This window comes from Nitrosomonas sp. (assembly GCF_019635155.1).
Classification (GTDB): domain Bacteria; phylum Pseudomonadota; class Gammaproteobacteria; order Burkholderiales; family Nitrosomonadaceae; genus Nitrosomonas.
Window position 1 is genome coordinate 74371 of record NZ_JAHBZY010000007.1, and the last position, 14283, is coordinate 88653.

The 14283-nt window shown below is 45.2% G+C and carries 10 protein-coding genes; 3 read left to right on the forward strand and 7 right to left on the reverse strand.

Annotation, left to right across the window (positions count from 1 at the left end):
* Window positions 1-10: 10 nt before the first annotated feature.
* Both KF839_RS06565 and KF839_RS06570 read right to left on the reverse strand, forming a co-directional pair.
* Window positions 11-934, reverse strand: a complete 924-nt coding sequence (locus tag KF839_RS06565) for a GIDE domain-containing protein (protein WP_292917042.1) — start codon at window positions 932-934, stop codon at window positions 11-13.
* 20 nt (window positions 935-954) lie between these two features.
* Window positions 955-1467 carry a LemA family protein gene (locus KF839_RS06570; protein ID WP_292917105.1) on the reverse strand — a complete coding sequence of 171 codons (513 nt, stop codon included), beginning with the start codon at window positions 1465-1467 and terminating at the stop codon, window positions 955-957.
* 228 nt (window positions 1468-1695) lie between these two features.
* On the opposite strand from KF839_RS06570, the gene KF839_RS06575 reads away from it, so the two are divergent.
* The 3 genes from KF839_RS06575 (at window position 1696) to KF839_RS06585 (ending at window position 10497) form a co-directional block, all read left to right on the forward strand.
* A complete protein-coding gene (locus tag KF839_RS06575; RefSeq protein WP_292917043.1) occupies window positions 1696-2067 on the forward strand; it encodes a DUF4156 domain-containing protein in 372 nt (123 codons plus the stop codon).
* A gap of 580 nt (window positions 2068-2647) precedes the next feature.
* Window positions 2648-3103 (forward strand): hypothetical protein, encoded by a 456-nt coding sequence (locus KF839_RS06580; protein WP_292917044.1) that lies wholly within the window; start codon window positions 2648-2650, stop codon window positions 3101-3103.
* A complete protein-coding gene (locus tag KF839_RS06585; protein ID WP_292917045.1) occupies window positions 3100-10497 on the forward strand; it encodes a calcium-binding protein in 7398 nt (2465 codons plus the stop codon). Before KF839_RS06580 ends, KF839_RS06585 begins: the two co-directional genes overlap by 4 nt.
* A 9-nt stretch (window positions 10498-10506) precedes the next feature.
* Here KF839_RS06585 and rng read toward each other — a convergent pair whose 3' ends face one another.
* The 5 genes from rng to nadD all read right to left on the reverse strand — a co-directional run bounded on the left by rng (window position 10507) and on the right by nadD (window position 14268).
* Window positions 10507-11961 (reverse strand): ribonuclease G, encoded by a 1455-nt coding sequence (gene rng / locus KF839_RS06590; RefSeq protein ID WP_292917046.1) that lies wholly within the window; start codon window positions 11959-11961, stop codon window positions 10507-10509.
* 71 nt (window positions 11962-12032) lie between these two features.
* Window positions 12033-12650: a Maf family protein gene (locus KF839_RS06595; protein ID WP_292917047.1), complete on the reverse strand. Its 618-nt coding sequence runs from the start codon at window positions 12648-12650 to the stop codon at window positions 12033-12035.
* A 113-nt stretch (window positions 12651-12763) separates the two neighbouring features.
* Complete coding sequence (rlmH, locus tag KF839_RS06600; protein ID WP_292917048.1) at window positions 12764-13234, reverse strand: 23S rRNA (pseudouridine(1915)-N(3))-methyltransferase RlmH; 471 nt, start codon at window positions 13232-13234, stop codon at window positions 12764-12766.
* 12 nt (window positions 13235-13246) lie between these two features.
* Window positions 13247-13594 carry a ribosome silencing factor gene (gene rsfS, locus KF839_RS06605; RefSeq protein WP_292917049.1) on the reverse strand — a complete coding sequence of 116 codons (348 nt, stop codon included), beginning with the start codon at window positions 13592-13594 and terminating at the stop codon, window positions 13247-13249.
* Window positions 13595-13599: 5 nt separating this feature from the next.
* Window positions 13600-14268, reverse strand: coding sequence for a nicotinate-nucleotide adenylyltransferase (gene nadD / locus KF839_RS06610; protein WP_292917050.1), 669 nt, complete (start codon window positions 14266-14268; stop codon window positions 13600-13602).
* Window positions 14269-14283: the final 15 nt, after the last annotated feature.

The window sequence follows — 14283 nt, forward strand, 5'->3', positions numbered from 1 at the left end:
ATGCATTGCGCTATCCATATGTATGCGCCAGCCATATCGCATAACCAACGATAACAATCCATACAATTCCGGCGATCGCTGCATGACGGCGATATTTCCGCACTAACACCGTTTGAGAATAAACCGAAATAATAAAAGGACGATCGGAACGATCCGGTCGTGCAATGATGTTCTCATCCGGCTGTAACGCCAGTTGATCATGGAGCTGCTGCGCTTCCAATCGGGCTTGCTGTCGCGCGACTTCCCACTCCTCTTGATCAATGTTACCGTCTTTATTGATATCAAAGCGTTCGCGCAACTGTTGTTGATTCTGTTTCCAGCTGTTGATCAACTGAATCATCACGTCACGAACGGTTTGTTGCGTTGCTTCAGACCAGGTTCTGTATTGTCCAAGCACATACACCGGCTGCCCCGGCAAAATCAACGATTCCGTGTAACGATATTGATTAGCCATGGCATGGATGATCGATTGGCTTTCAAAAACCTGCGTTCGAGCAGGCCATTCGGTATTGCCATACCATATTAATTTCTCGTGACCGGTCACTTCCGCATCTTTCGGATCGACCAAGCAAGTAGCCACCCCGTCGGTCAATTTAAAGCGCTGGTCGCTGATCGTTTTATACACGACATTCCAGCGGGTTTGGGTGCGGCCTTTTTCGATATAAGTTTCCTGTTCTTCAATCTGACTTTGATACCAAAGACATGGATGATTGGATAACGGTGCGAATATCGGTTGATCGTTAATCGACAGCCCTTTGCCGACGAGCTCAATGTAACCTTGATGCGCTGAGCGCAATTTCGCGGTAGGCGTATCTTCAATCAGCCGAAACCGCTTCCAATTACGTGCGAAGTAATACATACTCAGCAACGCCGCCGTCAACAATACACCCAATGCGAAATGGTATTCTTCCGGCAAAAGCTCCGTTGGCGCCATGATCTCAGACAGACCTGGTATTATCCAAACAACTTCCCAATATTGACGTCTTGCTTTTCGCCATTTTCAAATACCAGCAAATCCCTGGGTTTAAATTTAAACCAATTGGCAATGATAACGTCCGGAAACTGTTCAATGCGGACGTTGTTGATTTTAACCGCTTCGTTATAGTATTCGCGCCGGTCGGCAATGCTGTTTTCCAACCCGGTGATGCGGGTTTGTAAATGCTGAAATTTCTCACTGGCTTTCAACTCAGGATAATCTTCCGCAACCGCGAATAAATTACCCAACCCTACGCGCAGCATATTTTCAGCAGAACCAAGCGCACCGATATTGCCCGTTTCGCGAGCGGTTGCAACTTGTGAACGTGCGGCTATCACCTGTTTCAACGTTTCTTGCTCAAACCCCATATATTGCTTGCAAGTTTCAACAAGTTTAGGTAATTCATCATGGCGTTGCTTCAACAGAATATCGATATTTGACCAAGCTTGGGACACCGAATGCTTGATATCAACCAGACTGTTATACAACATCACACCATAAACACCGGCAATTACCAACCCCGCGAGAGAACTATAAATGAAAATATCCAATTCTTTTCTCCTGTTAAATACTTCGAATCAATATATCCTAGCCCGCCGCTGAATACAGGGTTAAAAAGATAGGGCTAGCGGCTTTATTTCTCAAATCTTGACGCCTGACACCGTGTTTCTCTATGCTACCTTGAAAAGCGAATTATCATTTTATTAAAGGAATCATTCATGCGACTTTCAAACTATTCATCAAGATTGATCGGTAACATTTTATTTATATTTTCTCTTATTCTTTTAGTGAATAGCCTTGTGCACGCGGAACAGAACAAAGCGATTACCATGATGGTCGGCGCTGACGGCCCGGTAGGCTGCGAATTACTTGGAACAGTCACGGGATCCTCCAAAGAAGGGGAAGTTCAAGAAGCCAATGTTCCTTATACCGAGCGATTAATGAAAGCGAGAAACAATTTAAGAGACGAAGCACTGAAACTAGGCGGAGATACCGTACATATCATTCGATCCAACAATACCGGGAAATATGAAATCCCCGGCGGGGATAAAGAAATCATTCATATTGGAAATGTTTACCGGTGCAAATGAATCGGGAAATGCTAATTTGTTATCTTCGTCAGCGATTCTAGGCATCTCGCACTGCTTGATAATTTTCTCTGGTGATCGGCTTGGCCGACGATCCACTTTTTACGTATGATGTTCCTCACACTTATCTTTTTAACGCACCGGGATTAGGCGGGCAACTTCTTTCATCAATACCGTATTTGATTGGATGGATCTTGCCCCTGCTCACGATCAATCCAAAATCAGCAATATTATTGCTACCACCGGTATTAGTCCAATTCCAGACTTGGGTTTTGATGTTGTTTCACCGATCAACATTGTGATTTAAAATCAAATGGCTGGATGCATCCATACCCTTCCCTGTATGTACGATTACGGTCAAACAAGTATTAACACCTTGACCGCTTACTCGATTTCTTCTAATCCGGTGCAATGCAGTAACCATTAGATATCAATTATTTAGATCACATCAATATTACATTTAAAAATATATTAACTTTAATATTAATTAATGCCGTTAACTTTTCACTCCGATATGAGCGAACTAATAATTGATTCATTACATTTTACTCAGTGACACCTTACCTGAATGAGGAATCATTTTATGAAAATCATTTTTTGGTTGATATTCGCTTCAATATTGATCTATGCCACTTTTTTCACAGAAAAAGACCGGCTGGATAGGGAAGTAAAACGGCTTTGCGCCATTGACGGCGGAGTTAAAGTTTATGAGACGGTTAGGTTGCCGGCGGAGAAATTTGATCAGTATGAACAAGTATTAATTCCATTTAAAGAAAATATTAAGCCCATGGATGAGTATTACTACGATTCGTCCACAGTTCATCTTATTAAAGGGAATCCAGAATTGAGGAAATATCATTCAAAAATATATCGGCGATCTGATGAGAAGCTTCTTGGTGAATCAATAAACTATTCGAGAGTTGGCGGGGACATACCTGGCCCTTGGCAGCCTTCGTCGCATATGTGCCCTGAGAATGAGGGCTTTAATAATCTGATGCAACAAATTTTTATCAGAAGCCAAGGAGGAGGTAGAAAGTGAATCAACCTATTGATTATTTTAAACAGGCTGAGTTAGCTTTAGCTGCTTACTCAAAGAATTTGGAGATTGGTCGTCCGGCTATTGAAAAGTTAAAGAATGCAGAATTTTCCGATTATCAAGCCCATTCTTTTACCGATAGCTACAGCGTAATTGACCAATTCAATGACTCCGCTACAGGTCTTTCAGCAACAGTATTCGCCGACAAAAATTCTGGAGAAACCTTTCTTGCTGTACGTGGCACGGAGATCGACGATGTCAGAGACTTTGCCACTGGAGTTTTTGACATTATGCTGTTTGGTAGCACGCAATTGCATCCGCAATATAATAGCCTTAGAACCAAAGTTACGGAATGGTTAAGCAATGGCACATTATCTCCAACGTTTACTGTCACCGGCCACAGCATGGGCGGTTTTTTGGCGATCGGCCTGGCCGACGATCCGCTTTTTATCAATAACATTTCTCACGCTTATCTTTTTAATGCGCCGGGATTAGGTGGTTTTGCAGGTCCTTTCATTAATACCGTACTTGATTGGATGGGCCTTGCCTCCACCTACGATCAATCCAAAATCAGCAATATTATTGCTGCCACCGGCATTAGTCCAATCGCTGGCTTGGGTTTCGATGCCGCTCCGCCGATTGACATCGTAATTGAAGATCAAATCGCCTTAGATATCACTGATCCACCAGGTGCGCGCAATCACAGCCAGCAGGTGTTAACCGATGCCCTAGCAGTCTACGCAGCCTATTCGCAACTTGCTCCCGACCTGGAATTATCCAAGCTCAGCACGTTGATCGATGCATTCGGTTCAACCAAGGACATCATCGGTGCATCGAACAGCAAAACACTGGAAGCGGCGCTCGATGCCTTGCGCATCATTATTTTGAATCCCGCGGACGGCAAGGTTGCGCTGGTTGAGAATCAGAAAACGGAAACGGGTAATCGCGACCAATTTTATGCAAATCTTTACGAATTGCAAAATAGCATTAAGTTTAAAGAGCTGGCAGGAAAAGTTCAGCTAACTATGTTATCCGATCTATCGTCAAGTGATTTAATCGCCAAACTGGAAAGCAATGATCAGCAAGGATTGGCAGCACGATTTGCGTTGATTGCGCTGAATCCTTTCATTTTGGAAGGAGAAAACCTTGATTACAATATTTTTAACGAAAATGATACATTGACGCGTTTTGATCCGGCATCAGGAAGTGGCACATTGACTTCCGCGTACTTGGTCGATCGCATGACGATGTTGATCCGTAAGAATTGGTTCAACATAGAAGACAAGAATCCGTTGGACTCGTCAGCTACGTTTAGCTCAAGCAATCATAGTTTCCAAAATATCAATGATTATTTTGAAGATGTCACTTCCGGCCTCAAGATTTCTCAAGGCGAATTAACCGCTAGTACACCGCGTTATTTCTTTGGTGGAGAAAATGCAGACAACCCGGCTGCTTCAGCAGTTGAGGATCATCTGTACGGTGGTAATGGAAATGACACACTGAAAGGTCTTGAAGGAAACGATTATCTGGAAGGCGGATATGGAGTAGATACTTATATCATCAACCCTGGTGACGGAACTGACACAGTATTGGATATCGATGGGCTTGGCGTCATTCAATTCGGCTCTTTAATCGCGCAAGGTAGAAGCGGTGTCAATAACAATAAAGATTGGATTAAGGTAGGCGAATCATGGATGGATTTTCAGAATGATTTGGTTTATCTCCTCGTAGCCCAAGAAAACGGCTCATACGATTTATTTGTAAGTTTTGTCGGCTCCAGTAACAGCGCCCGGGTAAGAATTAAAAATTGGAGCGACGGCAAATTGGGTATCACTCTTGGCGGAAATAATACCTCCACCGACGCACCGGTTCTGGATCGCATCATTACCGGCGATTTAAAACCTGAGGATCCATTTGATTATGATGAACTGGGAAATATCATCGTCGGTGCGGAAGAAGACCCTGATCGCGAAGATTTTCTATACGGTAGCGCTGAGAACGATCATATTTTGGGTCGCGGAGGTAATGACGAAATCGATGGCAAAGATGGTAAGGATAGAATCGAAGGTGGTAGTGGCGATGATATTCTTTCAGGTGATCTTGGCGACGACATTGTGCTGGGAGGCAGTGGCAGCGATATCGTTAAAGGGCAATTACACAATGATCGGCTGTATGCGGATACCGAATATAATTTGGATACGGCTTATTTGCTCAGCAACACGCAAACCGGTAATGGTAAAAGAGGCGATCTATTGGATGGTTATACCGGCGACGACACACTGATCGGCGATGCCGGAGACGACATTTTGATGGGAGGACTCGGTAACGATATTTTAATTGGGCTTGGCGGTAATGACACGATCGAGAGCGACCGAAACATCGAATCAGCAGATCGTGACTGGAAAATCACTCGATCAACCGACACTAAGGATAAATTAACCACTTATTACCGGGATTACAATTTCGGCGTATCACCTGCTGAGACCGCCGCGATTTCTGGTGGTAACGATGTCATCTCAAGCGGCACCGGCAAAGATTGGATCTTCGCGGGCGGCGGTAACGATTTTGTCGATGCCGGAGCCGATGACGATGTAATTTTTGGTGATGCCGGTAACGACACCATCATGGGAAAAGATGGTAATGATGTGATAATTGGCGACAATCACCCTACGAAAATTGATTCATCATTGCATGGCAACGATTACCTCGATGGCGGTGACGGTAACGACTATCTAGTCGGATCCGGAGGCTCCGATTACCTGGCCGGCGGTTCCGGAAAAGACGTTTTGATCGGTGATGACAAAGAAATTCCCCTGCAATTTCAAGGTGACGATTATCTTGACGGTGGTCAGGGTGATGATCAATTACTGGGTGGGGGTGGCAACGATACCTTGATCGGCGGTTCTGGAAATGATGAACTATACGGCGGGGCCGGCGATGATCTATATATTGACGTCGAAGCGGGTGATTTCATCAGCGATCTGGAAGGTCAGAATACGATTTTGCTTGCTGAAGTCAATGACGCCACTGCTCAGGCGGATTTTGCGGTTAAATTCCATACCGAGCCTCAAAGCCTGATTGCCTCGACGAATGGCACCTCAGCTTCGAACAGATTCACGAATCTTGTCTGGTCGGGTGAAACCGGTGCCTTACAAATTTCCCTTAGTACCGGTGGTACATTAGATTTACAAAACGCACTTTATGGCATGAATGCGCAATTTCAATTTGATCATGGTCACAGCTCAATCGACTTGGAAACCTGGGTAAGCGAAAACTTGAGCCAAGCAGTCGTTCTGAATCTATCCGCCTTTACCGGCAGTCCTGAGCAGCCAATTACAAAAGCATACGGCGGAAAAGGCGCCGATTTAATTCAGGGCGGCATTAACGACGATACCATTAGCGGTTACGGCGGTGACGATTATCTCCTGAGCAGCAGCGGCGATGACAAACTCATGGGCGGATCAGGCAATGATGCGCTATTCGGGCAAGCTGGTAACGACACCTTGGTCGGTGGTACCGGTGCCGATCTCCTTACCGGCGGCAGCGGCAATGATGTTTATGTATTCAATCGCGGAGACGGTGCTGACGTTATCACTGCCGCGATTGCTGAAGATGCTGCGGAGGATATTGTGCAGTTGGGCGAAGGCATCAATGCCAATGATCTGCGTTTCTTTAAACTGGCTGATAATAGTTTGTTGATGCGCATCGAAGGAACGCAAGATAGCATTCTTTTTAAGAATTGGTTCACGGAAGGGCCTAATATTGCAGCATTGCAAATGAGCGACCTTTCTTTAATCGCTGCCAGCGAGATGACCACACTCGCAACCGGAATTCTCGGGGGCACAATGGGCGATGATCTATTAATAGGTACAACCGCCGATGATCATATTGAAGGATATGCGGGCAACGATATTCTCGATGGTGGTCCGGGTAATGATTTACTCGTAGGAGGTGATGGTGACGACAACTATCTTTTCGGATGGAACTCGCTAGGTAACGATGTAATCACCGAAGCTCCGCTAAGCTCGAATCATATACAATTGACCGAAGGCACATTACTGACCGATTTGCGTTATACGCGAACTAATAATGATTTGATTTTAACGTTACGGGGCGGTGGAACAACATTGACGTTGAAAGATTATTTCGAATCGCAGCAAATCTGGCATATCCATACAGATAACAATGAAACAATTGATCTGGCCGATTGGTTAACCAAAGAAAAGCCTGCTATCGATATTGCGCAACTCCAAACTGATTTTTTGGATGCGGTACGTGCACAGTGGGTGAATGACTTGAGGAATAATGCGACCGATACCGATTCCGGGATTTATACGCGGATTGACAATACAACTTATCGTGCGCATTCGGTTTCCGCAAGTGAAGCTAACATGGTGGAGCAGCGCTTAACGCTAACGGATGTTTCAAGTGACACTCCCATAATCCGACGCCAATCTGATGGTTGGAATTCATCCATTACCACGACCGATCTTATCCAATCAACAACTGGCGAAGCCTCGGAAGAGCAGCCAGCACTTGAGCAGCGATTCATTCCAATTTCCGAATGGTATCAACTCACCAATAGCCAAGTAATACCGATAGGCGTCTCGAGTATCAATGGCATGTATCCAGTCTACGATAACGATATTCTGATCGGATTCATTTCAGACAATCGGGCTTCGATAACTCCTGATTCGATTCAACATTTTTGGCAAAAAAACACAATCATTGAAACTCAGATCGAGCGGATTCAGGGTGGTGACGGTGACAATATTATTGAAGGTTTCAAGAAAGGTAATTATTACCAATCCAACAACGGCTCCGGTCACAGTGATTTGATTCGAGGAAGCGAAATCTCGTTGATCGACGGCGGCGATGGAAATGATACCCTTTTTGCTTCAGGAAAAATTCGATTGAATGATGAAGTGTTTTATTTTGCTGATGTTGCTCCCAATCTTGGCGGATTTCTCTACGGCAATTCAGGGGATGACAAGCTCTTTGGAAATTACGCCAGAGATACTCTGACAGGTGGGAGCGGTAATGATTTTCTGGATGGCCGATTCAGTCAGGATACATACGTCGTATTTGCGGGCGAATCCGGCGTCGATACGATTTGGGATTCAGGAACACAATTATGGCAAATTAACAATCAATCGGATGAATTTATCGCATCGTATCTCTATTTAAGCAAGCGACCAGATCCGCTACCAATTGCGCAAGATACATTGCAATTGATTGGAATTAAACCGGAACACGTCACACTTTCAAGCAGCCAACGCGTTGTCGAGGGTATGCGTGATTACTGGCGCGGTACCGCCGATGAGTTTGCCGATGCAATGTACAGTCAAACCATGCACGCAACTCTTATCATGTCTTGGTTGGACGGCGGTGTAGAAATCGTTTTGCCGAACTCGACCGATTTGCCCGGCATGGGGATTGAACGCATACAATTTGATGACGGCACGGTATTTACCCTATCCGAGCTAGTCACTTTAGCCAATTTTTCTGCAGCAACACTCAATCCACAAGATCTGGATAATCACATTACGGGCTCAAATACGAATGATGTCATCTATGGTGAAGGCGGGCACGATATTCTGGACGGCGGTGACGGTGATGATATTCTGAATGGCGGTACCGGAAATGACGTCCTCGAAGGAGGTGCCGGTAATGACACTTATTTATTCGGCAAAGATTCCGGTCATGACACCATCAACAGCTATGATACGGATAATGGAAAAATTGATACAGTTTTGCTCGATTACGGAATCTTCCCCGAGGATATCCGTTTAAATCGTTCAAATGAGGATTTGATTCTTACTATCATCAGCACCGGTGATACGCTTTCCATTCAGAATTATTGGAGAAATGAAGGGATCACGCCTTATGCAATCGAACAAATCAAATTTAATGAAACTGATGATGTATGGGATTTGGCCACAGTTAAAACAAAACTGACAAATACTAATCATGCACCTGAATTATTGATGGCTATTCCGGATCAATTAACTAACGAACGAACCATTTTCAATTTCTCGATAGATCCTGCTACATTTTATGATCCCGATGGCGATACGCTTACATTAAATGCAACACAGACTGATGGTAGTCCTCTGCCGGCATGGCTTAATTTTGATCCAGTCACTCGCAGTTTCAGCGGGATCCCTATCGTTTCGGGTGCTCTGGGTATACTTGTTACCGCAACAGATTCAGAAAATATTTCGATATCAGACATTTTTGAAATTAATGTAGTCGCACAAGATCTAGTTTTAAGCGGCACTTCTGCAGCCGATATCCTTAATGGCGCCAGTGGGAACGACACACTCAGCGGTTTTTCTGGGAACGATATCTTGAACGGTTATGCAGGAGACGATCGTTTAAACGGCGGAAAAGGGATCGACACGATGATCGGGGGTACTGGAAATGATATCTATTGGGTCGATCATAGCGAGGATACCGTTATCGAGCAACTTCAAGAAGGAACTGATACCGTCCGGTCGAATATCAGTTATACCTTGACTGACAATGTTGAGCACTTGATACTTATCGGCAGCAATATCATTTTCGGAACCGGCAATGCACTGGACAACGAAATCACAGGGAATAGCGCCGATAATGTGCTAATTGGTAATGCCGGTAACGACAAACTCAACGGCAAAGGCGGCGCCGATATCATGCAAGGCGGCGACGGCGACGACAGTTATTTCGTTGATCATTCAAGTGACCAAGTGATTGAAGAAGCGAATGCCGGTCATGATACGGTCATTGCAACAATTGCCTATGCGCTTACCGATCATGTTGAGAATCTGACTTTATCCGGCGCTGCAGCCGATACGGGTATCGGCAATTCAGAAAATAATATCATCACTGGAAGTAAAGCGGCGAATATCCTATGGGGCCGCTCTGGAAATGACATACTTCTCGGCGATGGTGGCGCGGATACACTCTATGGTGAAGTTGGTGATGATACGCTTGATGGCGGGACCGGCAAGGACACGCTCATAGGTGGAACAGGCAACGATACCTATATTTTCGGCAGAGGATATGGGAGAGATACGATTTTTGAAGAAGATTCGACCATTGATGTTACCGATCAGGTCACTTTTTTACCAGACATAAACCCGGATCAGATTTGGTTTCAACACGTCGGTAATAACCTGGAAGTTAGTATCATCGGTACCAGTGACAAATTGATCATCAAAGATTGGTATCTTGATTCGAAACACCGGATTGATCAATTTAAAACCGCTGATGATGCGATGTTGCAAGATCATGAAATTGAATCTCTAGTCGCAGCCATGGCACCCCTCACAAAACCTGGAACCGGACAAACTGATCTGCCGGCATCTTACGAACCGATACTCGATCCGCTGATTTCAGCATTATGGTTGGCATGACACCAGCCACTACATCAAAATGACATCATACTGTTCCTGCGTATACGATTCTTCGACTTGTAGGCTGATCGGTTTTGCGATGAAGTCGCCCAATTGCGCCAGGCTTTGCGATTCTTCGTCGAGGAATAGATCGATGACTTGCTGGGATGCCAGTATGCGAAATTCGTTGGCTTCAAATTGCCTGGCTTCGCGCAGCAGTTCACGCAAGATTTCGTAACAAACGGTTTGCGCGGTGCGAATTTCTCCCCGCCCCTGGCAGGTCGGGCAGGTTTCGCACAATACTTGCGCCAGGCTTTCGCGAGTGCGTTTGCGCGTCATCTCGACCAATCCGAGCGCGCTGAATCCACTGATGGTGATGCGGGTGCGGTCTTTTTGCAGGGCTTTGTTCAGTTCCGCAAGTACCGCATTGCGATGCTCTTCGGAATCCATATCAATGAAGTCGATAATGATGATACCGCCGAGATTGCGCAGCCGCAGTTGCCTAGCAATCACTTGCGCGGCCTCGAGGTTGGTTTTGAAAATGGTATCGTCGAAATTGCGGACACCGACAAATCCGCCGGTATTAACATCCATCGTGGTGAGTGCTTCGGTTTGATCGATAATGACATACCCGCCGGATTTTAAATTGACGCGTTTCGCCAGCGATTTGTCGATTTCTTCTTCCACGGCGTATAAATCGAACAACGGCCGGTCACCAGTGTATAAGGTTACCCGTTCGGCAATATTGGTCATGTAATTTTGCGCGAATCGCACCAGCCGGTGATAATTCTCGCGCGAATCGACCCAAATGCGATCGGTATCGTCGCCGACAAAATCACGTAAAACTCTGTGACTCAGATCGAGGTCTTGATACAGCAGCACCGGCGCCGCGATCGTGATTGATTGCAGTTCGATGTCATGCCATAGCCGGTGCAGATAGCCAAAATCCGCGCGCAGGTCATCTTCATCCGCAGTTTCCGCCATGGTTCGGATGATATACCCCCCCTTTTCTTCAGGGGGCAGGATTTGCTGCAGTCTCTCACGGAGCATCTCACGTTCGCTATTGTCTTCAATCCGTTGCGAAATCCCGATATAGGATTCTTGCGGCAAATAGACTAATAACCGTCCGGCCAGGCTGATCTGCGTGGATAACCGCGCACCTTTGGTGCCGATCGCGTCTTTGATTACTTGCACCAGAATGCAATTGCCTTCGTATAGGAGTTTCTCAATGGGCTTGACCACGTCTCCTTCTTGCATTGAATTGCGGATATCGGCCACATGCAAAAATGCGGCCCGGTCAAGACCGATATCGACAAAAGCTGATTGCATCCCTGGCAGGACACGGCTGACACGGCCATTATAAATATTACCGACAATGCCGCGACCGCTGGTTCGTTCGATATGTAATTCTTGTGTCACCCCTTGCTCTAGAATCGCCACCCGGGTTTCTTGTGGTGTGATATTCACCAGAATCTCATTACTCATGCTTGCGATGAATTAATCAGTTTATTAAATTCTTAATTTTTATTTTCAATAGCTCACAACCAATTATCCGATCAAATGATCGTGATCCCGACTTCTTCAAGTAACTGGGCGGTTTCATACAGCGGCAAGCCCATGATGCCACTGTAACTTCCGGAAATATCAACGATAAATGCAGCCGCGATGCCTTGAATGGCATAAGCACCCGCTTTATCAAGCACGTGATGATTGGTTATAAAATTCCGAATTTCGATTTCACTGAGTTCACGAAACCGGACAGTAGAGGTCGATAATCTGATTTGCAAAACATCTTTCACCACAACGCCAATGGCTGTCATTACCTGATGGGAACGACCCGACAAAGTTTTCAGCATTTTTTCGGCATCGGCTTTATCTCGCGGCTTTCCTAGAATGCAACCATCAATCGTAACGACAGTATCGGCAGCCAATACCGGGTAAATGGGTAAGTGCCGTTGCAATACCTTATCCCAGCCTTCGCTGGCCTTATTTCGTGTTATTCGGTAGATATAATCTTTAGGTGATTCATTATCAAGTGGTTTTTCATCGATATCGATCGCACGGCCAGCCGTTTCGCGCATCATCAACAAATTAAACTTCACGCCGATTTGCCTTAATAATTCACGTCTTCTTGGACTTCTGGAAGCAAGGTATATTTGGTTTTCAGGAATCATGAGAGATCCATTTACATTCAAAAAAGATAAATATGAAACATTCAGCAGGAATCAGCCGTTCTCTACTTCTTATGATAATCAGGATCGTTCATTTTTCGAAGTGACTGCGTTGATTAATCCCGATGATAGGGATGATTTTTGATAATGGATACCGCACGATATATTTGTTCCGCCAGCAATACCCGGGCAAGTCCATGCGGCAAAGTAAGGTTCGATAGCGCAATCAGTTCGTTACCGGTACTTTTGATATCACGGTGCAACCCGTCGGCGCCGCCAATGACGAACGCCACTGTTTCACCTTGATCCATCCAATCCTGCAAGGCAAGCGAAAATTCTTTAGTGGTCCAATGCTGACCGCGCTCATCCAATACCTTAATTCGGCACTGCGGCGGTATAGCTGTTTGAATTCTTTGATATTCTGACGATAATAATTGCTCGACCGTTTTCCCGGTGGTTCGTTTTTCCGGCTTGACTTCAATGAGATTGACCATTATCTCTCGTGGCAACCGCTTGATGTATTCCTGATAACCGCTGTTAATCCAGTCAGGCAATTTATTTCCGACAGCGATAATAAAAAATTTCATAATGGAAAGTTATCACGCGCTATTGGGAATGGAAGCAGCCGGATCTGACCATAAAGCTTTTAAATTATAATAATCCCGAATAGCCGGAAGCATGATATGAACGATCACATCGCCAAGGTCGACTAGTAACCATTCCCCGGTTTGTTCTCCTTCCACGCTATAAATTTTCCCGCCGGCGGCTTTAACTTTTTCTTGTACATTACCGGCGAGCGCTTTTGTTTGCCGGGTTGAGTCCGCGCTGGCAATGACAATATATTCAAACATTGATGTAATTTTTGCGACATCCACTACATCAATATCATGCGCTTTTATTTCTTCCAGCGCATCAATAACGATCGTAATAAGTTCTTTAGAATTCATAAATTTCAGGTATATAACCGGTTGCTTTTAATATAGTCGAGCACACTCTCCGGAAGCAAGTAACGAATACTCTTTCCAGCGGAGAGTAATGCACGTATCCGCGAAGCAGATATCTCCAACATGGAAGTCTGTGCAGTATAGATGAATCCACTGGATTGAATCGCTAAATCACTGACACTAACAATGTGACGAGTTGAAAATTCTTGTTGCGTGATTGCCGGCAGCTGTTGCGTTTCTTTTAACGAAGCGTAGCCAGGACGGGCGACAATAATGAAATGGCACAAGTCGAATAACTCGAGCCATTCGGTCCATTGATCAATCTTGATAAAAGCATCGGTTCCCAAAATGAAACAAAGTACCGCATGATCCCCTAATTCACATTTATATTCCCGCAATGTTTGCACCGTCGCCGTTATGCCAGGCCGGCTGATTTCACGTTCATCCAATTCAAATCGCAGGTTGTCCCGGATAGCCAAGCGCACCATTGCCGCACGATGATCTCTGGATGCTACGGGAGTACGTCGAAGACGGGGAGCGCCTGAAGGCACAAAAAAAATTTTCTGGAAGCCGATCGTATCGCATAGCTCTTCGGCAATCCGTAAGTGGCCGTCATGAATAGGATCGAATGTTCCACCATAGATGCCAATTAGAGGCAGTTTATTGATAATCTGCACTTTTTATCAATAAAG